The sequence below is a fragment of the Streptomyces sp. NPDC029159 genome (genome assembly GCF_055564055.1).
In genome coordinates this window covers 107,050-127,342 of the sequence record NZ_JBVHWT010000019.1, presented here as the reverse complement: position 1 = coordinate 127,342, position 20,293 = coordinate 107,050, and the positions used below count along the sequence as shown (strand labels likewise).

Sequence of the window (20,293 nt, the reverse complement as noted above, 5' to 3'; positions counted from 1 at the left end):
AGGGGGGGGGGGGGGGGGGGGGGGGGGGGGGGAGGGAGGGGGGGGGGGGGGGGGGGGGGGGGGGGGGGGGGAGGAGCAAGAGCCTCTCTTGGGGCCCCCCACTGTGCACCCACGGAAAACCCCCTTCGGTGCGGTGTGTCTCAGCTCTCCACGGGCAGCGGCTTCACCCAGCGGCGCCAGTGGTCCTCGCGGTGGTAGCCCGCGGCGGCCCAGGTGTGGTGCGCCGGTTCGTTGGCCTCCAGGACCATGGCGTCGATCCGGCGGCCGCCCAGCGCCCGGAACCGCTCCTGCGCCGCGTCCATGAGGGCGGTGGCGACGCCCTGCCTGCGGTGACCGGGATCGACCGCCAGCCGGTACGCCGAGCACCGCCAGCCGTCGAACCCGGCGATGACCGTTCCCACCAGCTCCCCGCCCCGTTCGGCCAGCAGCAGGGACTCGGGGTCGCGGGTCAGCAGACGGGTCATGCCGTCGTGGTCGTCGCTGATGCTGGTGCCCTCCGCCGCCGTACGCCAGAAGTGGAGCACGGTGTCGATGTCGGAGAGGCGGGCGCAGCGGATACGGAGATGATCACTCATGGCGCCATCCCATCAACGGCCCCGTCCGCACGTCGAACCCTTTCCACGATGCGGGCGGCCGGGCGCCGCGGTTGCCCCGGCGTCAGCCGCGCCGCACCTCCGCGATCACCGGCGCGAACTCCTCCATGACCGGATCCAGCACCGTGATGTACGAGAACCCGAACCGCTCGCGGTGCTCGCGGAGTTGGTCCGCGATCTCGGCGGGCGTCCCGATGAGCACCGTCGGCACCGCCAGCAGCTGCTCCGCGTCGAGCCCCAGGCCCTGCGCCGCCAATTCCTCGGCCACGGCCCGGCGGTCGCCGGTCACCACCACCCGCTGGACGAGGATGTTCCGCTCGGCCGGGGCGGTACGCCCGGCGGCCTCCTCGTATCCCGCGTAGCGCGCCACCGACTCCGCCACCTCCTCGGCGGAGAGCAGCTCCAGCGTGCCCTCGGGGCGCCCGGCGGCCTGCCGGACGCCGGAGAACGCGGTGATCTGCGCATGGGCGGCGGCCAGCCGCAGCATCCGCGGGCCGTTGCCGCCGATCAGCAGCGGCGGACCCGGCTGCTGCGTCGGTCGCGGGGCGACGTCCGGATCGCCCAGCAGCCGGTCCAACTCCTCGACCGTGCGGGCCAACCGGTCGACGCGCTCACCGGCGGACCCCCAGGGCAGCCCCGCCGTCTCGTGCTCGGCGCGGACGTAGCCGGTGCCCAGGCCCAGCTCCAGCCGCCCGCCGGTGAGGGCGTCGGTGGTGGCCACCTCGCGGGCGAGCAGTGCAGGGTTGGTGAATCCGGCGTTGAGGACGAAGGTGCCGACCCGCGGCCGGGACGTCACCTCCGCGGCGGTGACCAGCGCCGGGAACGGCGCCGGGCGGCCGAGATGGTCCGGTACGAGCAGTACGTCGTAGCCCAGTTCCTCGGCCCGTCGGCAGGTACGGCGCCAGGTGGCGCCGGTGTCGAGGGTGAGGATGTTGAGTCCGAAACGGAACGGTCGGGACATGGGACCCCCTTGGCGTCGGGTACCCAAGGCCCGGTACCCGTGGGCGTGTTCGGATGCGTTCTGGCGTGCCTATGCAACCACGAGCGGTGCCGGAACGGGGTGGCCTTCGGGGGAGTGGCGGGGAGCGTGGTGGAGTACGTGGTGCCATCGTCCGCCGCCGTGTGGTGTCACGTGGCGCCATGCGGTGCCAGCGGGTGCCGCGTGGGGGCGCGGAGAGGCGCCCGGCAGTACCTCGGCAGCTGCTGAATTTTCCGCGTTGTGGCAGGTCGGATGAGTGGCCCGGCGCCTCTCCCGCGGGCGTGGCCCGAAAGGCTTGCGTATGGCGCCATTCTGGTGCCACTATGGCGTCATGGATCTCACCCCGTATGTCGACACCCTCCGCCGCGAGCTTGCGGTGGCCGCCGAGGCCGGTGGGGAGGAAGCCCGCGAAGTGGCGGAGCGGTTGACCGCTCCGCTGGAGTCGGCGAGTCGGTTGGCGATGCTGCATGTGCTCTCCGCCGCGATGGACGAGATCACCCGGGAGCTGGCGCCGGGCTCGGTCGATGTGCGGTTGCGGGGGCTGGACCCGGACTTCGTGGTGACACCGCCGCCCGCCGCCCCCGCGGCGGAGACCGCCGCGCCGGTGGAACCGCCCCCGGCGCAGCCGCCCGTGGAGAGCGACGAGGGCGGCACGGCCCGCGTCAACCTCCGCCTCCCGGCCGCCCTCAAGGCACGCGCCGAGGAGGCCGCGGGCCGCGAGGGGCTGTCGGTCAACGCCTGGCTGGTGCGGGCGGTGTCGGCCGCGGTGGACGGCGGCACCCGCCCGCCCGCCACCCAGCGGTCCCGGACGGTCGGCCAGAGCTTCACGGGCTGGGTGCGCTAGGGCGCGTCCGCAAAGTCCCGTCGTCCGCCCGGAGGGCGGGGCTTGCGGCGTCCGGTGCGTGCCCTCGCAAGGCGGAGGGTCGCCCCGATACTGGGCGTATCGGGGTGATCCCGACAACGCCGCGAGGGTGCGTGCCGGGCGTCGCAAGCCAGGCGGGACTTTGCGGACACGCCCTAGGGGGCGAGGCCCCGGCCGCACCCGTAGACGTACCGCCGTACACGTACCACTTCACACCGTCCCCCATGGGCGGGGACGTTCCCAGGACTCACGAGGACGGTTCAGTCATGCCTTCTTTCGACACCTCCGGGCCGATCGCGGTCACCGCTCATCTGGACGCCGGATCCCTCCAGCTGCTGGCGGGCGAGCGCCATGACGCGGTCGTCGACGTACGGCCCCGCGACCCGAAGCGCGATCAGGACGTCCGCGCCGCCGAGCAGGCCGAGGTCTCCTTCGCGGGCGGGGTGCTGACGGTCAGGACGCCCAAGCCGCGGTACCGCCTCGGGCGTACCGGCACCGTCGATGTGACCGTCGAACTGCCCGCGGGCTCGCGCGTCGAGATGACCGGCGCCTGGGTGCAGGTGCTGGGCGAGGGGCGGCTCGGCGAGGTCCGCGTCAAGACCTCGGCCGGCGACGTCCGTCTCGATACGACCGGGCCGCTCCGGCTGACCGCCGCCCACGGCTCGGTCAACGTCGGCCGGGTCGAAGGCGCGGCGGAGATCGCCACCAGCTCCGGCAGCCTGCGCGTGGGGACCGTCGACGGCCCGGCCACCCTGAAGAACTCGCACGGCACCACGACCGTCGCCGCCGTGACGGGGGAGCTGCGGGTCAGCGGCGCCCACGGCGACATCGACATCGCCCGGGCCGAGGGCCCGGTCACCGCGACCACCGCCCACGGCACCCTGCGGCTGGCCGATGTCGCCCGCGGCAGCGTGCAGTTGGAGACCGCCTCCGGCTCCATCGAGGTCGGCATCCGCGAGGGCACCGCCGCCTGGGTCGACGCCTCCTCCGCCTCCGGTCAGGTGCGCAACGCGCTCACCTCCGCGGAGACCCCGGGCGAGACCGAGGACACGGTCGAGATCCACGCCCGCACCCGCCACGGCAACATCGAGATCCTCCGCGCCCGGCGCTGACCCGGGAGGGCCGGTGCCCGGCCGGCGCCGGGCCTCGCCCTTCCGTCCTCGCCGGGGGAAAGGCTCTGCCCCCTCGCATGTATCTCCCGCCGCACGGACTCATCCGTGTCATGCCCATGTCCCACCGCTACTCCGCCGTGCAGCTCCGCCCCGCCGTCCCGCGCCATCCCGTCATGCAGCGTCATTCCGTCACGAAAGGGCACCCCGTGTCTGCCACCGAATCCGCCCCCGCCGGTCTTCCCATGGAGCGCGACGCCGGTCCCTTCGCCCCGCCCCGCGCGATATCCCGGATGCGCGAGGAGCGCCCCGTCAGCCCGCTGCGCTTCCCCGACGGGCACGAGGGCCGGCTGGTCACCGGCCACGAGGAGGCCCGGCAGCTGCTGGCCGACAACCGGTTCAGCTCCCGGCAGGACCTCGGCGTCCTCCACGTCCCGTACGAGACGCCGGGCATGCCGGTGCCGACCGAACCGTCGCCGCAGGTGCCGGGCCTGTTCATCGCCATGGACCCGCCGGATCACACCCGGCTGCGGCGCAAGCTCACCGGTGCGTTCACCGTCAAGCGGATGAAGAGCCTCGAAGCGCACATCGCCGACATCGTCGAACGGCAGCTGGACGCCCTCGCGCAGCTGGCCCCGCCGGTCGACCTGGTCAAGGAGTTCGCGCTGCCGGTGCCCTCGCTGGTCATCTGCGAACTGCTCGGCGTCCCCTACGAGGACCGCGACACCTTCCAGGCCCACTCCGCCCGCTTCATGCTCAAGGAGGTCTCGCTGGAGGAGAAGATGGCCGCCTACGGCGCGCTCACCACCTACCTCGCCGAACTGGTCACCCGTAAGCGCGCCGAACCGGGCGACGACCTCCTCTCCGACCTGGCCCGCCACGACGACCTCACCGTCGAGGAGTTGACCGGCGTCGCCTTCCTGCTGCTGCTCGCCGGCCACGAGACCACCGCCAACATGCTGGGCCTGGGCGCCTTCGCCCTCCTGGAGAACCCCGGACAGCTCGCCGCGGTGCGCGCCGACCCGGAGCTGCTGCCGGGCGCCGTCGAGGAGTTGCTGCGGTACCTCTCCGTCGCCGACATCTTCTACCGCTACGCCACCGAGGACATCGAGCTGGGCGGTGTCACCATCCCCGCGGGCTCGACCGTCGTCGTCTCCCTGCTGGCCGCCAACCGTGACCCCCGCCGCTTCGAGGAGCCCGACACCCTGGACGTCCACCGCAACGCCCGCGGCCACCTCTCCTTCGGACACGGCGTCCACCAGTGCCTCGGCCAGCAGCTGGCCCGGATCGAGATGCGCGCCGGTTTCGCCGGGCTGCTGCGCCGCTTCCCGGACCTCGCCCTCGCCGTCCCCGCCGACCAGGTGCCGCTGCGGACCGACATGAACATCTACGGTGTCCACGCCCTGCCGGTCACCTGGACGCGCACGGCCCGGTAGCCCGGGGCGTGCCGGCGGGCGGCGCGGCTCGGTGTGAGCCTCGCCGCTCGAAGTGCCCTCTCCCGTACGGGTGTGCGCCTCGTGCCGTACCGTGACCGGGCCACTGACCTGTCGGAAGTCCGTCGCCTCGATGCATCCGCCCGGGGCGACGGCCCGGAAGCACCGGAGAGACCCTGTGCGGACCAGCCCCGGCCACCCCCGCCGGATACCGGCCCTCGCCGTGCCCATGACCCTCGGCGTCCTCGCCGCCGCCGGATTCGCCACGAGCTTCGTGCTCAACCGCGGGATGAGCCTGTCCGGCGGCTCGTGGCTGTGGACCGCGAGCCTGCGCTACCTCTTCATGGTGGTGCCGATGGCCGCCCTGGTCGCGGTGCGCGGCGGGCTGCCCGCGGTGCTGCGCAGCCTGCGCGCCCGCCCCGCCCGCTGGCTCCTCTGGTCGACGATCGGCTTCGGCCTCTTCTACGCGCCGCTCGCCTGGGCCTCCCAGGTGGGCGCCGGATGGCTGGTCGCCTCGACCTGGCAGCTGGTCATCGTCACGGGCATCGCCATCGGCGCGCTGGGCGGCAACCGCGTCCCGCTCCGTACCGTTCTGGTCTCCGTACTGATCGTCGTCGGCGTCGTCCTGACCCAGCTGGAGCACGCCGGGGACACGGGCGCGGCCACCGCGTTCACGGTGGTGGTCCCGGTGCTGATCGCGGCGGTCGCCTATCCGCTCGGCAACCGCATGCTGCTCGGCACGGACGGGCTCGACGGTGTCCAGCGGACCCTGGCGATGACGCTCGGTTCGCTGCCGCTGTGGCTGGTGCTGGCGGCCGTCGCGGGTGCCACCGCGGGGCCGCCGTCCGGCGGGCAGGTGCTCCAGTGCGTGGTCGTCGCGCTCTTCTCCGGCGTCCTCGCCACCACCCTCTTCTTCCGCGCGACCGACCTCGTCCGCGACCGTCCCGCGGCGCTCGGCGCGGTCGAGGCGACCCAGGCCGTCGAGGTGCCGTTCACCCTGCTCGGCGAGGCGTTGCTGCTCGGCGTCGCGGCGCCCGCACCGGTCGGTTGGCTCGGCCTCGCGCTGATCCTCGTCGGACTGTGCGTGCACGCCCTCGGCCACGGGCCCGCGGACGAGACCGCCGCACCCGCGGAGGCGGCGGAGGACCGGCTCTCCCCGCCGGTCCCGCTCGCCGGGGAACGCGGCTGCTGAGCCGCGCCGGGGCGTGCGCCGCGGGGCGATGCGGGGAGTACGGCTCCGCTTGCCGCGCCCGCCGACCGCTTGCCGGTGCTAGCAGATGCGCGCTAGCGTGAAGAAGTGGCGAAAACACAGTTGAACGTCCGCGTGGACGAAGCCACCGCCGAAGCGGCCCGGGAGCGGGCCCTGCAGCGGGGAGTGAGCGTGAATCGCTATATCGAAGAGCTCGTCCTCCGGGACGCCGGGGAGGCCGGCCAGACCTTCGTCGAGGCCGCCTCCGACTTCATGAAGCAGTACGAGCGCGTCTTCGCCGAGGAATTCGGCCGCGGCGCGGCGGGGTCCGCGCGCGGCGCGGCCGGCGGCAGGGAAGGACACCCGGGCAAGAAGTGACGCTCCGCATCGACCTCGCCTGGCTCCTCCTCGTCGCCGAACAGCACACCCCGGGAGACCCCGCGGTCACCGACTGGGGCGCGCTCGTCGCCGCCGTCAGCCGCCATGAGGCGGAGATCATCGGCGTCCCCGTCTACACCGACCCCCAGGACCGCGCCGCGGCGCTCCTCCAGATCCTGCTGCGGGTACCGGCGTTGGAACGGTCCAACGCGATGTTCGCGACGGCCGTGGCCTACGGCTACCTCATCGCCAGCGGCCTGAAGATCGCGACCTCGCCCGAGCGCGTCCGCGACCTCGCCCGCCTCGTCAAGGACGACACCACCGAACTCTCCGCCATCGCCGACGAACTGCGCAGCTGGACGGTCTGACGCCACCACCGCCCCTCGACCGGACGCCCGTGCGAACGGATCGCGCCATGCCCCCTAGAATGGCCCGTCGGCCCCGCGCGCGGCCGGACACGGTGGGCACGCGGCACCGGCGGCATCCCGTACGGGAGACACCGACCGCCTTCGGCCCGGCCGTTGGCCTTCAGGTCAGCAGGTCGTCCCCGCTCCGTACGCAGCACTGAAGGACGCATGCCCCAGCACCCCGCGCCGTCGGCACCCACGCCCCCCTCCGAGACGACGGCCGCGGATCCCGCCGCGCCCGACCCCGCCGCGGACCGCTACGCCCGCAAGGCCGTCGTCGCCTCCGCCGTCGGCTACGGCCTCGAAGGCTTCGACCTCCTCATCCTCAGCTTCGCGCTCTCCGCCGTCACCGCCGGACTGCATCTGACGTCCACCCAGGCCGGATCGCTGACCACCCTCACCCTCATCGGCTGCGTCGTCGGCGGTCTGCTCTTCGAGATGCTCTCCGACCGCCTCGGCCGGATCCGGGTGCTGTCCTGGTCGATCGTGCTCTTCGCCGTCTTCACCGGCGCCACCGCCCTCGCCCAGGACTTCCCGCAGCTCGCCGCCTTCCGCTTCCTCGCCGGGATGGGCATCGGCGGCGAGTTCGGCATCGGCATGGCGCTCGCCGCCGAGGCGTTCCCCAGCCGCAAACGCGCCCGCGGCACCTCCTACGTCGGCCTCGGCTGGCAGGCGGGCGTCCTCGCCGCCGCCCTCCTCTCCGCGCCCGTCATCAACGCCTGGGGCTGGCGCGCCCTCTTCGCCCTCGGTGTGGTGCCCGCCCTCGCCGCGTTCCTCTTCCGCCGCACCATGCGGGAGCCGGCCGCCTTCACCGCCGCCGCCGAGCGCACCCGCCCGGCCACCGCACCGCTGCGCAGCCTCGTCGACACACCCGCCGCGCGCCGCGCCACCCTCGGCGTCCTCGTCCTGACGTCCGTCCAGAACTTCGGCTACTACGGCCTGATGACCTGGCTGCCCAGCTACCTCTCCCAGCAGTTCGGCTACAGCCTCACCAAGTCCGGTGCCTGGACCGCCGTCACCGTTCTCGGCATGGCCTGCGGCATCCTCGCCTTCGGCCACCTCGCCGACCGCATCGGCCGCCGCCCCACCTTCTGGATCTTCCAGGCGGGCGCCGTGGTGACCGTCCTCGCCTACGCCACCCTCACCACGCCCGCCGCGCTGCTCGTCGGAGGCGCCGTGATGGGCGCGTTCGTCAACGGCATGACCGGCGGCTACGGCGCGCTCATCGCCGAGCTGTACCCGACGCACGCCCGCGCCACCGCGCAGAACGTGCTGTTCAACCTCGGCCGCGGCGTCGGCGGCTTCGCCCCGCTCGTCGTCGCGCTGATCGCCGGGAGCTTCGGCTTCCAGAAGGCCATCGGAGTGCTCGCGGTCCTCTACGTCCTGGACATGGCCGCGATGTTCCTCATCCCCGAACGCAAGGGCGCGGCCCTGGACTGACGCCCGCCACGGTGATGATCTCGGGGCTCGCCGGACCCAGCGGTGAACGGTCCCAGTCGCCGTACCGCTCCTCGACGGTGAGCCCCGCACCGGCCAGAAACCCGTCGAGCGCCGCCGCGGACAGGAAGCGCAGGGTGCTCTCGCCCCGTACGGGACGCGGCAGACCGGGGCCGGTGAGGGTGGTGGTGAAGCGGACCGACCCGCCGTCCACGGGCGGGTGCACCCGGTGCGCGATCCGGGCCCGCGCACCGTCCGGACCGGTCACCTCCACCGCATGGGCCGGGGTCCACCTCTCCCACGCCCGCGCCGCCGGATTCCGCGTCTCGAACGCGAACCGTCCGCCGGGGGCCAGCGCCCGGCGGACGACGGTGAGCGCGGCCCGCAGCTCCGCGTCCGCGCACAGCACCTGGAAGGCGTGGCCGGTCATCACCACGAGGTCGAACTCCGGCGCCGCGCCGACGCCGCCCAGCTCGGCCGGGTCGGTGGTGGCACCCAGTCCGGCAGCGATCCAGGTGAGGGTGTCGGGGGCGCCCGCACGCGCCAGGGCCAGCATCGCCGGATCCGGGTCGAGCCCGCAGAGCCGCCCCCGATGGCCGCGCTCCCGGGCGCGGCGCAGCAAGGTGCCGGTGCCGCAGCCGACGTCGAGGACGGCGTCGGCCCGCATCACCAGGTCGAGGAAGAAGTCGTCACAGACACCCCAGGGGTTGCAGGCGTCGTACCAGTGCGCCAGGAGTGCGGCGTCGGTGAGGCCGGTCATGGCCGTCAGTGTGCCGGGGGCGGGGCGGCCGGGCGAGCCGCTTTCCGGCGGCCGGGCCCCGCTCCGCCCCCCCGCCCGCCCCGCTCACCCCGGCAGCCGGAACGTCCCCGAGCCACCGAGCGCGGGGGCCAGCCACCCCGGGGCCGCGGAGCGGAACGCGCCCGGCGGCAGGCCCCCGGCGCCCTCCGGGACCAGGCCGAGCAGCGGGGCGCCGGCCGACTCGGGCAGGTCGGCGAGGTTGCAGCGGGAGGCCAGATCCGGTTCGGCGGGCCAGCTGCCGATCACCACGCCCGCGCAGCGCAGACCGTGGGTGCGCAGCGCCAGCGCGGTCAGCGCGGTCGTGTTGAGCGTGCCGAGCCCCGCCTCCGTCACCATCAACACAGGCGCGTCCGCCAGCCGCGCCGCGTCCGCCAGAGTGTGGCCGTCCGCGTCGAACCGCACCAGCAGCCCGCCCGCGCCCTCCACCAGCACCAGGTCGTGCGAGGCCGCCAGCTTCTCCGCGGCGTCGGCGACCTCCTGCGGCCCGACCGGCGCCCGGCCCGCCCGCGCGGCCGCCGTCGCCGGGGCCAACGGCTCGGGGAACCGCGCCAGTTCCTCCGTCGTCACCGCCCCGGCCAGCCGCGCCACCTCCGCCGCGTCACCCGGCTCGTCCGGTCCGACGCCGGTCTGTGCGGGCTTGAGCACGGCCACCGAACGGCCGCCTGCGAGCGCCGCCGCCGCGAGCGCCGCCGTCGTCACGGTCTTGCCGATCCCGGTGCCGGTACCCGTCACGAACAGCACCGTCATGGTGTCTCCTTCAGCTGTGCCGTACAGAGCCGGCGTTGTCGTACAGAGAAATCCCGGGCGCGGGCGCCCCGGGGAAGCCGGGACGCCCACCGATCAGCCCTCCCGGGCCGCCGCGCACACCGCGGCGCAGATCCGGGCCACGTCGTCGTCGCCGGTGACATACGGCGGCATGGTGTAGACGAGGTCCCGGAACGGGCGCAGCCACACGCCCTCGCGGACCGCCGCCGCCGTCGCCGCGGCCAGGTCCACCTCGTGATCGAGCTGGACGACACCGATCGCGCCCAGCACCCGCACGTCCCGCACCCCGGGCAGGTCCCGGGCGGCCGCGAGCCCCGTCCGCAGCCCGGACTCGATGCGGCGCACCTCGCCCGCCCAGTCCTGCGACAGCAGCAGCTCGACGCTGGCGCCCGCGACCGCGGTGGCCAGCGGATTGCCCATGAATGTCGGGCCGTGCGCCAGCACCGGTACCTCGCCGCGCGAGATGCCCGCCGCCACCTCCGCCGTGCACAGCGTCGCCGCCAGCGTCAGGTAACCGCCGGTCAGCGCCTTGCCCAGACACATCACATCCGGGGCGACCCCGGCGTGCCCGGCGGCGAACAGCGAGCCCGTACGGCCGAATCCGGTGGCGATCTCGTCGAAGATCAGCAGCACCCCGTGGGCGTCGCACGCCTCGCGCAGCACCCGCAGATAGCCGGGGGAGTGGAACACCATCCCGCCCGCGCCCTGCACCACCGGCTCCACGATCACCGCGGCCAGCTCGTCGGCGTGCCGGGCGATCAGCTCGCGCAGATGCGCCGCGTACGCCTCGTCGACCGGCGCGTCGAAGCCCGGCGGCGGTGCGTCCGCGAAGATCTGCCGTGGCAGGACGCCCTGCCACAGCTCGTGCATCCCGCCCTCGGGGTCGCACACCGACATCGGGTGCCAGGTGTCGCCGTGGTAGCCGCCGCGCCAGGTCAGCAGCCGCTGCTTGCGCGGGCGGCCCACCGACCGCCAGTACTGCAGACACATCTTGGCGGCGACCTCGACCGCCACCGAACCGGAGTCGGCGAGGAAGACATGGCGCAGCGGCTCCGGCGTGATCGCGACCAGCCGCTCGGCCAGCCGCACGGCGGGCTCATGGGTGAGCCCGCCGAACATCACATGGCTCATCCGCCCCAGCTGCTCGCGCGCCGCCTCGTCCAGCACCGGGTGGCGGTAGCCGTGCACCGCCGACCACCACGACGCCATCCCGTCGACCAACTCACGGTGCCCGCCCGCCGGTTCGGCGAGGCGCAGCCGTACCCCGGCCGCCTCCTCGACGACCAGCGGCGCGGCGCGCCCGGGCATCGGACCGTACGGATGCCAGACGTGCTGCCGGTCGAGGGCGAGCAGTTCGGCCGGGGAGAGCGGCTCAGGCATTGGGCGGCAGCTCCGTGCCCGCGCCCCGGCGGCGCACCGCCACCAAGCCGCGCCGCGCCTCGTCGGAGAGGGCGTCACCGGCCGCGGCGGCCTGCTCGGGGACCTCGGCCGGGCCGTGGCAGCCGCCCGCCTCCGCATCGCCGCAGCCGCCGTCACCGCAGGCGCCGCCCGGGATGCGGTGGCCGGGCAGCGTGGTGGTGTCGGTGCCCTCCACCTCGAACCCGGCGTCCGCGATCATCGCGAGATCGTCCTTGCCGGCCTGCCCCTCACTGGTCAGATAGTCGCCCAGGAAGAGGGAGTTGACGAGGTGCAGCGCCAGCGGCTGCATGCTCCGCAGATGCACCTCGCGCCCGCCGGCCAGCCGCACCTCGACGTCCGGGCAGACGAAGCGGGTCATCGCCAGGATCCGCAGCGCCCGCTGCGGGGTGAGGTTCCACTCCTTCGCCAGCGGCGTCCCCTCGAACGGGATCAGGAAGTTCACCGGCACCGAGTCCGGGTCCAGCTCCCGCAGCGCGAACACCACGTCGACCAGGTCCGCGTCGCTCTCGCCCATCCCGGCGATCAGCCCGGAGCACGCCGACATCCCGGCCGCCTGCGCCTGCTTGACCGTCTCCACCCGGTCCCCGAAGTCATGGGTGGTGCAGATGTCGCCGTACGTCGCCTCGGAGGTGTTGAGATTGTGGTTGTAGGCGTCCGCCCCGGCCTCCCGCAGCCGCCCGGCCTGGCCGTCCGTCAGCAGCCCGAGGCAGGCGCAGACCTCGACGCCCTCGTTCTGCTCCTTGATGGCGGAGATGGTCTCCGACACCCGGTCGACGTCCCGGTCGGTCGGCCCGCGGCCGCTGGCCACCAGACACACCCGCTTGGCGCCCCCGGCCACCCCGGCGGCCGCCGCCCGCGACGCCTCCTCCGGCTTCAGCCAGGTGTACTTGAGAATCTCCGCCTTCGACCCGAGCCGCTGCGAGCAGTACGAGCAGTCCTCGGGGCAGAGCCCGGACTTGAGGTTGACGAGGTAGTTGAGCTTCACCCGCCGGCCGAACCACTTGCGGCGCACCTTGCCGGCCGCGGCCACGACGTCGAGCAGGTCGTCATCGGACGTCGCCAGTACGGCGAGCGCCTCTTCACGGGTCGGCAGCTCGCGCCGCAGCCCCTTCTCCACCAACGTGTTCAGCAGCTCCATGGCGATGATCCTGACGTACGCCGGTGCCCCTGGCCAAGGAGGATTCCCACAACGCGCCCGGATCGGGGTGTGTGTATCACCACACCCTGGGGCGGTGGAACGACCGCTAACGTCTATCGGCAGTCCACAATCGCCAACGACCCCGCCCGCGCTGCCGACGGCCCTCGCGGACGGGGCCGCAAGGGAAGCGAAGGAAGCCGATGCCAGCGGATCCCGCCCTGCCGCCGCCCCGTGACGCCCCCCGCGCCGACGCGGCCCCGCCCGATCCCGGTGCGGCGTTCGACTGGCTCGACGAGGCCCACGAGGCACGGCTGGACGCCGGTCTGCGCCGTACCCTGCGCCCCCGCTCCGCCCACTGCGAACTGCTGGACCTGGCGAGCAACGACTATCTCGGACTCGCCCGCCACCCGCTGGTCACCCGCGCCGCCGCCCAGGCCGCGCACCGCTGGGGCGCCGGCGCCACCGGCTCCCGGCTGGTCACCGGCACCACCGAACTCCACGCCACGCTGGAGGCCGAACTCGCCGCGTTCTGCGGCTTCGAGGCGGCCCTGGTCCTCTCCTCCGGGTACGCCGCCAACCTCGCCGCCGTCACCGCCCTCACCGGCCCGGGCACCCTCGTCGTCTCCGACGCGCAGAACCACGCCTCCCTCATCGACGGCTGCCGCCTCTCCCGGGCCCGCAAGGCCGTCGTCGCCCACGCCGACCCCGCCGCAGCGGACGCCGCGCTCTCGGCACACGGCGGCCGGGCGCTCACCGTCACCGACGCGGTGTTCTCCGTCGACGGCGACGCCGCACCGCTGCCCGCCCTCGCCGCCGCCTGCCGCCGCCACCGCGCGGGCCTCCTCGTCGACGACGCCCACGGGCTCGGGGTGCTCGGCGACGGCGGACGCGGCGCGGTCGCCGCCGCCGGGCTCGCCGGGGCCCCGGACACCGTCGCCACCGTGACGCTGTCGAAGTCCCTCGGCTCCCAGGGCGGCGCGGTCCTCGGCCCGGCGCGGGTCATCGAGCATCTGGTCAACACCGCGCGGACGTTCATCTTCGACACCGGGCTCGCCCCGGCTGCGGTCGGCGCCGCCCTCGCCGCGCTGCGGCTGCTGCGCCGCGAACCGGAGCGCGCGGCCCGCACCCGCGAGGTCGCCGCCGCCCTGCACCACCGGCTGACCGCGGCCGGGCTGGCGGCGGTCCGGCCGGACGCCGCCGTCGTCGCGGTCCGTGCGCCGTCGCCGGACGCCGCCGTCCGCTGGGCGGCCGACTGCCGCGCCGCCGGGCTGCTCGTCGGCTGCTTCCGCCCGCCGTCCGTCCCCGACGGCGTCTCCCGGGTCCGCCTGACGGCCCGCGCCGACCTGACGGACACCCAACTGCGCGGGGCGGTACGCACGCTGGCGGAGACCGCGCCGCGCGGTTGACCCGGCCGGGCGGCACGTGCGCCGGAGCCGCCGTTAGCCGCCGTACGTCCGCCGCGGGCCTGCGACCCGCGCCCGCACCGGAGGATTCACCGCTTCGGGCGAGAGATATGGGCATTTCGTGGTGGATGGCGGGGCGTACCGGCAGCATGGACCGCCGGTCCGCACCCCGGCGTGCGCGGCCGACTCGGTGACCGAGCGGCGTCCCGCCTCCCGCCCGTGCGCCGGATCCGACCCCGGTGGGAAAAAGGACGGCACCGCGATGGCAGATCACCAGGAATCCACCCTGACCCTCCCCGGCACACCGGAGTCGGTCGCGGCCGCGCGCAGGCACGTTTCCGCGGTCCTCGGCGCCTGGGGCCTGGACCGGGCCGCGCCGCTCACCGACGCGGTCCGGCTGATCGTCTCCGAACTGGCCACCAACGCCGTCCGGCACACCGGCGACACCTCCCCGTACTTCACCGTCGTCCTGCGGCTCGACCGCGACGAGACGCTGACCGCGGGCGTCACCGACCGCGACCCCCGGCCGCCCCGGCGGCTCGCCGCCGATCTGTGCCGGGACGGCGGCCGCGGGCTGCTCATCATCGGCCTGCTGGCCGCCGAGTCCGGGGGAGAGGTGGCGACGGTGGCGGAGCCGGGCGGCGGCAAGACCGTCCGGGTCCGGCTGCCGTGGCCGCCCGCCGGGGCGTGACGGGCGGCCACCTCGCTCAGCCGACCCGGCCGTACGACACCGAACCGGTCCAGATCTTCTCCAGCCGGACGACGGTGCCGGTGCGCGGCGCATGCCAGATGCGGCTGTGACCGGCGTAGATCCCGACGTGGTAAACGCCCCCGCTGCCGTGGAAGAAGACCAGGTCACCGGCCTTGCGTGCGGAGGTGCGGATGTGGCGGGTGCGGTTGTACTGCGCGGCGGCGGTCCGGGGCAGGCTCCGTCCGGCGCGCTTGAAGGCGTACTGCGTCAGCCCCGAGCAGTCGAAACGGTGCGGCCCCCGGGCGCCGTACTGGTAGGGCGCGCCTTTCTTGGACGCGGCGATCCGTACCGCCGTGGCGGAGACGGAGGTGGCGTCGGCGCCCGGGGGGAGCGCGACGGTCGCGCCGACGGTGGCGAGTGTGAGAGCGGAGATGGTTCCGGCCCGGGCGACCGCGGCCGGCACGTGCATGCGCACAGTCATGCGCAAACCCTTCGTCAGCCGCCTGCGAAGGAAGACCTGTCGGGTTCGGGCAGGCGAAGGTGCCCGGCCATGCGTACGGCTTCACCCCAAGGGACCCGTCGGCGCAGGGCGTGCGCCCTGGTGACCGTGGTCCCGTCGTGCTCGGGTCCTCCGCTCCTGCCGGTGCATCCGCGTCGACCTGACATCCGGGACGGCGGCAGGATTCGGCGTCCGCCCGGACCGCCCCGCCGCTGCGGCGGGGGCTTGTCGTCCAGGGGATCGTCACGCATCGGGCGCCCGGATTCCGCGCTGAAATGACCAGGTGTGACATTGGTCACAAATACGTCAATTGGCACTTTCGGGGCGCTCGGTGGCGGCTGCGGCATCCGCTCGCGCGCCCCGGACCAGCGGGAAAGCCTCCCCGCGCCGTCTGTTCCGCATCGGAGTTCTGCAACGTGACGCCCCCGCGAACGCCCGGAACCGGCTGGTCCGTGCGGGCGAGCCCGGTCGGGCGAGGGGCGTCGCGCGCGACGCCTCCGGGGCGGCGGCGTGCGGAGTCCGGACGTCGCCGGGACATGCCGCGGCCCGGCCGCCGGAAGGGCGACCGGGCCGGGCCGACCGGGTGGGGCCGGCCGGTGCTGCGCGGGGCGCGGAGGGTCAGGAGCTGAGCTCCCAGATCGCGTGGGCGATGGCGTCGGTGTGGTTGTCCAGCGCGGTGTCGTCGATGTTCTTCGCGGTGTCGCAGGCTTCGTGGTAGCAGGCGTCGAACGCCTTGCCCGCCTCGCCGCCCCACGCCTTGGCCTGGGCGTCGGTCTTGATGTAGTCGGCGCCGGAGAACAGCCCGCCGACCGGGACCCCGGCGTCCTTGAACGGCGCGTGGTCGGAGCGGCCGTCGCCCTCGGTCTCCTTCTCGGTGGCGATGTTCTTGGTGGCGAACCAGTCCTTGAACACCTTCTCCAGCCGCGCGTCGTCGTCGTAGACGAAGTAGCCCGGGTTGGGGGAGCCGATCATGTCGAAGTTCAGGTACGAGTCGAACTTCGCGGTGTCGGCGCCGAGCGAGTCGACGTAGTGCGAGGAGCCGACCATGCCGTCCTCCTCGTCACCCCACCAGCCGAAGCGCAGGTGCTTGGTGGGCTTGAGGTCCGCCTTGGCGACCGCGAGTGCGACCTCCAGGATCCCGGCCGAGCCGGATCCGTCGTCGTTGATGCCGGGGCCCGCGGGGACGGAGTCGAGGTGGGCGCCGGACATCACGGTCTTGCTCTCGTCGCCGCCGGGCCAGTCGGCGATGAGGTTGTACCCCTTCTCGCCGCCGCTGGTGAACTCCTGGACCTTCGTGGTGAACCCGGCGGCGTCCAGCTTGCCCTTCACGTAGTCGAGCGACTGCTGGTACCCGGCGGTGCCGTGGGCGCGGGTGCCGTTGTTGGCGTCGGCTATGGACTGGAACTTGGCGAGGTCGGCCTTGACGTCGGCCACCGGGATGTCGGGTGCGGCGGTCGGCGTGGTCGCCTGGGCGCCGGCGGCGACGCCGAGCAGTCCGACGACGGCGGCGCAGGCGCCGGTGGCGAGGGTGAGACGGCGGGTACGGGCGGTGCGGGTCACGGTGTGGCTCCGATACTGGTGTGGGGGGTGGTGCGGAGCGTTTGACGCGCACATGAGGATCGTGAGCGATCTCCGCCCCGTCAAGAGCGGATACCGGACAGTGGTGTTCGTCGAGCGGTGGTGGGTCCGGATTGCCCGGAGCATCCAATTCGCCGCACCCGGGACGCGGTGTCCGATCGGTCCGGCGGGTGTTCCGGGATGTGGAATTCGCCACCGTATTCCGGCTGTCGGGAATTTCCGGTGTGAGAAATCCGGAAGAGAAATTCGGTTGCCGCTCGGTAACTCCCGGTAAGGGAGGTGCCTGCTCTCCAGTGCCGAGAAGGGTTCCGCAGGTGGTCGGGCGTGTAACGCCACGGAAATGGGGCCGAACTAACCTCTGCCCGATGGGCTGTTGATGACCTCTTGCGGAGAGGCGGTTTGCTTTCCCTTTAGTCGCTGTGTGATACATCTACCCATACGGGCGTGTCCACGCCTGTGACCTGGGCGAACGCATACCCGGGCAGGAAGTCTGTGAGGTGGAACGTATGCAACTGACCCCGCATGAGCAGGAACGCCTGATGATTCATGTGGCAGCTGACGTGGCCGAAAAGCGCCGAGCACGGGGGCTGAAGCTCAACCACCCGGAATCCATTGCGCTGCTGACCGCCCACATCCTCGAAGGGGCACGCGACGGCCGCACGGTCGCCGAGCTGATGTCCTCCGGGCGCCAGGTGCTCAGCCGCGACGACGTCATGGATGGCGTCCCCGAGATGATTCACGACGTGCAGGTCGAGGCGACCTTCCCCGACGGCACCAAGCTCGTCACCGTTCACGAACCCATCAACTGACCACGGGAGAGCAGAAGATGATCCCGGGACAGATCCTCTACGCCGACGAGCCGGTCCGCCTCAACGAAGGCCGCCCCCTCACGCGCATGACCGTCCTCAACTCCGCCGACCGCCCCGTGCAGGTCGGCTCCCACTACCACTTCGCCGAGGCCAACCCGGGCCTGGCGTTCGACCGTGCGGCCGCGCACGGCCTGCGGCTCAACGTCGCCGCCGGCTCCGCCGTGCGCTTCGAGCCCGGCATTCCCACCGAGGTCGAGCTGGTCCCCCTCGCGGGCAAGCGGATCGTTGCCGGGCTGCGCGGTGAAACCGGAGGCACCCTCGATGGCTGAGCTTTCCCGCCAGGACTACGCCGATCTGTTCGGCCCGACGGCCGGCGACCGCATCCGTCTCGCCGACACCGACCTGGTCATCGAGATCGAGGAGGACCGCAGCGGCGGTCCCGGACGCGCCGGTGACGAGGCCGTCTTCGGCGGCGGCAAGGTCATCCGCGAGTCGATGGGCCAGTCCCGCGTCACCCGCGCCGAGGGCGCCCCCGACACCGTCATCACCGGCGTCGTCGTCCTCGACCACTGGGGCATCGTCAAGGCGGACGTCGGCATCCGCGACGGCCGGATCACCGCGCTGGGCAAGGCGGGCAACCCCGAGACGATGGACGGGGTCCACCCCGACCTCGTCATCGGCCCCGAGACCGAGATCATCGCCGGCAACGGCAAGATCCTCACCGCCGGCGCCATCGACACCCACGTCCACTTCATCTGCCCCCAGCAGGTGGACGAGGCCCTCGCCTCCGGCGTCACCACCCTCGTCGGCGGCGGCACCGGCCCCGCCGAGGGCAGCAAGGCCACCACCATCACCCCCGGCGCCTGGCACATCTCCCGGCTCCTGGAGTCGATGGACCACCTCCCCGTCAACATCGGTCTGCTGGGCAAGGGCAACACCATGTCCGCCGACTCGATGCGCGACCAGCTGCGCGCCGGGGTCCTCGGCTTCAAGATCCACGAGGACTGGGGCGCCACCCCCGCCGTCCTCGACGCCTGCCTGAACATCTGCGAGGAGAGCGGCGCCCAGCTCGCGATCCACACCGACACCCTCAACGAGGCCGGATTCCTCGGCGACACCATCGCGGCCATCGCCGGGCGCTCCATCCACGCCTTCCACGTCGAGGGCGCGGGCGGCGGTCACGCCCCCGACATGATCGCCATGGTCTCCGAGCCGAACGTGCTGCCCGCGTCGACCAACCCGACCCGGCCGCACACCGTCAACACCGTCGAGGAACACCTCGACATGCTGATGGTCTGCCACCACCTCAACCCGGCGGTCCCCGAGGACCTGGCCTTCGCCGAGTCCCGCATCCGGCCCTCGACCATCGCCGCCGAGGACATCCTGCACGACCTCGGCGCCATCTCGATCATGTCGTCGGACGCCCAGGCCATGGGCCGCATCGGCGAGGTCGTGATGCGCACCTGGCAGACCGCGCACGTGATGAAGAAGCGCCGCGGCCTGCTCACCGGCGACACCGTCGCCGACAACACCCGCGCCCGCCGCTACGTCGCGAAGTACACCATCAACCCGGCCGCGGCCCAGGGCATCGACCACGTCATCGGCTCCGTCGAGGGCGGCAAGCTCGCCGACCTGGTGCTGTGGGACCCGGCGTTCTTCGGCGTCAAGCCGCTGCTCGTCATCAAGGGCGGCCAGATCGCCTACGCGCAGGTCGGCGACGCCAACGCCTCCATCCCCACCCCGCAGCCGATCCTGCCGCGCCCCATGTTCGGCGCCATCGGCAAGGCCCCGGGCAGCAACTCCGTCAACTTCGTCGCCGCGCAGGCGGTCGAGGACGGTATCGCCGAACGGCTCCCGCTCGCCAAGGCGTACGAGCCGATCCGCAGCACCCGGTCCGTCACCAAGGCGTCGATGCGCAACAACGACGCCCTGCCGCGGGTCCACGTGGAGCCGGACACCTTCACGGTGACCATCGACGACGAGGTGGTCGAGCCCGCCCCCGCCGCCGAACTCCCGATGGCCCAGCGCTACTTCCTCTTCTGACGTGGCGCAGGTGACCTCATCCATGAACGGCACGCAGCACGGAGGCCCGCGATGAACCGCGCCGCCCTCATGGTGCTCGCCGACGGCCGCTTCCCCGCCGGAGGGCACGCCCACTCCGGCGGGGCGGAGGCCGCGGTGGCGGCCGGACGCATCACGGACGCCGCCTCCCTGGAGGCGTTCTGCCGCGGCCGGTTGCACACCACCGGGCTGGTCGCGGCGGGGCTCGCCGCGGCCGCCACGGCCGGCGGCGACCCGCTGGCCCTCGACGACGCGGCGGACGCCCGCACGCCGGTACCGGCGCTGCGCACCGCCGCCCGCCGGCTGGGCCGCCAGATGATGCGGGCGGCACGGGCCGCCTGGCCGTCGGCGGAGCTGGACGCGCTGGCCGCGGCCCGGCCGCGCGGCGCCCACCAGCCGGTGGTGCTGGGCCTGGCCGCCCGCGCCGCCGGGCTGACGCCGCTGGACGCCGCGTACGCCGTGGCGTACGAGAACGTCAGCGGCCCGGCGACGGCGGTGGTCCGGCTGCTGAGCCTGGACCCGTTCGACGCCACCGCCGTCCTCGCCCGCCTCGCCGGCGACCTCGACCGGCTCGCGGCCGACGCCGCGGCGGCCGGGGCCCGCTTCCCGGCGGAGGGGCCGCAGGTCCTGCCGGCCGCGTCGGCGCCGCTGCTCGACCTCACCGCCGAACAGCATGCCGCCTGGCCGGTCCGCCTCTTCGCCTCCTGACCCACCGCCGCCGGGAGCCACCCGCTCCCGGCGGCC

General features: G+C 73.7%; 21 protein-coding genes and 1 riboswitch. Of the genes, 13 read left to right on the top strand and 8 right to left on the bottom strand.

Annotated elements, in window-relative coordinates:
* Positions 1–140: 140 nt before the first annotated feature.
* Positions 141–575, bottom strand: coding sequence for a GNAT family N-acetyltransferase (locus tag ACZ4U4_RS28515; RefSeq protein WP_467880040.1), 435 nt, complete (start codon positions 573–575; stop codon positions 141–143).
* A gap of 82 nt (positions 576–657) precedes the next feature.
* Complete coding sequence (locus ACZ4U4_RS28510; protein WP_467880037.1) at positions 658–1,554, bottom strand: TIGR03621 family F420-dependent LLM class oxidoreductase; 897 nt, start codon at positions 1,552–1,554, stop codon at positions 658–660.
* 349 nt (positions 1,555–1,903) lie between these two features.
* Between ACZ4U4_RS28510 and ACZ4U4_RS28505 the strand changes: the two genes are divergently transcribed.
* The 7 genes from ACZ4U4_RS28505 to ACZ4U4_RS28475 all read left to right on the top strand — a co-directional run bounded on the left by ACZ4U4_RS28505 (position 1,904) and on the right by ACZ4U4_RS28475 (position 8,390).
* Entirely contained in the window at positions 1,904–2,416 is a 513-nt protein-coding gene (locus tag ACZ4U4_RS28505) for a toxin-antitoxin system HicB family antitoxin (RefSeq protein WP_467880034.1), read from the top strand.
* A gap of 284 nt (positions 2,417–2,700) precedes the next feature.
* The gene (locus ACZ4U4_RS28500) at positions 2,701–3,546 is read left to right on the top strand and encodes a DUF4097 family beta strand repeat-containing protein (RefSeq protein WP_467880031.1); all 846 of its coding nucleotides are present in this window, start codon (positions 2,701–2,703) and stop codon (positions 3,544–3,546) included.
* 173 nt (positions 3,547–3,719) lie between these two features.
* Entirely contained in the window at positions 3,720–4,979 is a 1,260-nt protein-coding gene (locus ACZ4U4_RS28495; RefSeq protein ID WP_467880055.1) for a cytochrome P450, read from the top strand.
* Positions 4,980–5,154: 175 nt separating this feature from the next.
* The gene (locus ACZ4U4_RS28490; protein WP_467880028.1) at positions 5,155–6,168 is read left to right on the top strand and encodes a DMT family transporter; all 1,014 of its coding nucleotides are present in this window, start codon (positions 5,155–5,157) and stop codon (positions 6,166–6,168) included.
* A gap of 105 nt (positions 6,169–6,273) precedes the next feature.
* Entirely contained in the window at positions 6,274–6,543 is a 270-nt protein-coding gene (locus ACZ4U4_RS28485; RefSeq protein ID WP_030281340.1) for a hypothetical protein, read from the top strand.
* On the top strand, positions 6,540–6,911 hold the full coding sequence (locus ACZ4U4_RS28480; protein WP_467880025.1) for a fic family toxin-antitoxin system, toxin component: 372 nt from the start codon (positions 6,540–6,542) through the stop codon (positions 6,909–6,911). Before ACZ4U4_RS28485 ends, ACZ4U4_RS28480 begins: the two co-directional genes overlap by 4 nt.
* Before the next feature lie 207 nt (positions 6,912–7,118).
* The gene (locus tag ACZ4U4_RS28475) at positions 7,119–8,390 is read left to right on the top strand and encodes an MFS transporter (RefSeq protein ID WP_467880022.1); all 1,272 of its coding nucleotides are present in this window, start codon (positions 7,119–7,121) and stop codon (positions 8,388–8,390) included.
* On the opposite strand, the gene ACZ4U4_RS28470 is transcribed toward ACZ4U4_RS28475, so the two are convergent.
* From ACZ4U4_RS28470 to bioB, 4 genes are all read right to left on the bottom strand, one after another.
* A complete protein-coding gene (locus tag ACZ4U4_RS28470) occupies positions 8,356–9,147 on the bottom strand; it encodes a class I SAM-dependent methyltransferase (RefSeq protein WP_467880019.1) in 792 nt (263 codons plus the stop codon). The genes ACZ4U4_RS28475 and ACZ4U4_RS28470 overlap by 35 nt on opposite strands.
* A gap of 84 nt (positions 9,148–9,231) precedes the next feature.
* Positions 9,232–9,933 (bottom strand): dethiobiotin synthase, encoded by a 702-nt coding sequence (bioD, locus tag ACZ4U4_RS28465; protein ID WP_467880016.1) that lies wholly within the window; start codon positions 9,931–9,933, stop codon positions 9,232–9,234.
* A gap of 93 nt (positions 9,934–10,026) precedes the next feature.
* The gene (locus ACZ4U4_RS28460) at positions 10,027–11,331 is read right to left on the bottom strand and encodes an adenosylmethionine--8-amino-7-oxononanoate transaminase (RefSeq protein WP_467880014.1); all 1,305 of its coding nucleotides are present in this window, start codon (positions 11,329–11,331) and stop codon (positions 10,027–10,029) included.
* Entirely contained in the window at positions 11,324–12,508 is a 1,185-nt protein-coding gene (gene bioB / locus ACZ4U4_RS28455; protein ID WP_467880010.1) for a biotin synthase BioB, read from the bottom strand. Before bioB ends, ACZ4U4_RS28460 begins: the two co-directional genes overlap by 8 nt.
* Positions 12,509–12,708: 200 nt before the next feature.
* Between bioB and ACZ4U4_RS28450 the strand changes: the two genes are divergently transcribed.
* Positions 12,709–13,914 carry an 8-amino-7-oxononanoate synthase gene (locus tag ACZ4U4_RS28450; protein WP_467880007.1) on the top strand — a complete coding sequence of 402 codons (1,206 nt, stop codon included), beginning with the start codon at positions 12,709–12,711 and terminating at the stop codon, positions 13,912–13,914.
* Between the two features lie 259 nt (positions 13,915–14,173).
* Positions 14,174–14,602, top strand: coding sequence for an ATP-binding protein (locus tag ACZ4U4_RS28445; RefSeq protein ID WP_467880004.1), 429 nt, complete (start codon positions 14,174–14,176; stop codon positions 14,600–14,602).
* Positions 14,603–14,618: 16 nt separating this feature from the next.
* Here the strand turns inward: ACZ4U4_RS28445 and ACZ4U4_RS28440 are convergent, their stop codons facing one another.
* Together ACZ4U4_RS28440 and ACZ4U4_RS28435 are read right to left on the bottom strand one after the other, a co-directional pair.
* Positions 14,619–15,083, bottom strand: coding sequence for a C40 family peptidase (locus ACZ4U4_RS28440; RefSeq protein ID WP_467880001.1), 465 nt, complete (start codon positions 15,081–15,083; stop codon positions 14,619–14,621).
* A gap of 4 nt (positions 15,084–15,087) precedes the next feature.
* Positions 15,088–15,266: riboswitch (cyclic di-AMP (ydaO/yuaA leader) on the bottom strand.
* 453 nt (positions 15,267–15,719) lie between these two features.
* The gene (locus tag ACZ4U4_RS28435) at positions 15,720–16,661 is read right to left on the bottom strand and encodes a M28 family metallopeptidase (RefSeq protein WP_467879999.1); all 942 of its coding nucleotides are present in this window, start codon (positions 16,659–16,661) and stop codon (positions 15,720–15,722) included.
* Between the two features lie 524 nt (positions 16,662–17,185).
* Here ACZ4U4_RS28435 and ACZ4U4_RS28430 point away from each other — a divergent pair.
* From ACZ4U4_RS28430 to ACZ4U4_RS28415, 4 genes are read left to right on the top strand one after another with little or no spacing between them, the layout of a single operon-like run.
* Entirely contained in the window at positions 17,186–17,488 is a 303-nt protein-coding gene (locus ACZ4U4_RS28430; RefSeq protein WP_143940408.1) for an urease subunit gamma, read from the top strand.
* Positions 17,489–17,505: 17 nt separating this feature from the next.
* On the top strand, positions 17,506–17,817 hold the full coding sequence (locus ACZ4U4_RS28425) for an urease subunit beta (protein WP_030281360.1): 312 nt from the start codon (positions 17,506–17,508) through the stop codon (positions 17,815–17,817).
* On the top strand, positions 17,810–19,531 hold the full coding sequence (locus ACZ4U4_RS28420; protein WP_467879994.1) for an urease subunit alpha: 1,722 nt from the start codon (positions 17,810–17,812) through the stop codon (positions 19,529–19,531). The genes ACZ4U4_RS28425 and ACZ4U4_RS28420 overlap by 8 nt, the downstream gene beginning before the upstream one ends.
* A 51-nt stretch (positions 19,532–19,582) precedes the next feature.
* Positions 19,583–20,257: an urease accessory protein UreF gene (locus tag ACZ4U4_RS28415; RefSeq protein WP_467879992.1), complete on the top strand. Its 675-nt coding sequence runs from the start codon at positions 19,583–19,585 to the stop codon at positions 20,255–20,257.
* Positions 20,258–20,293: the final 36 nt, after the last annotated feature.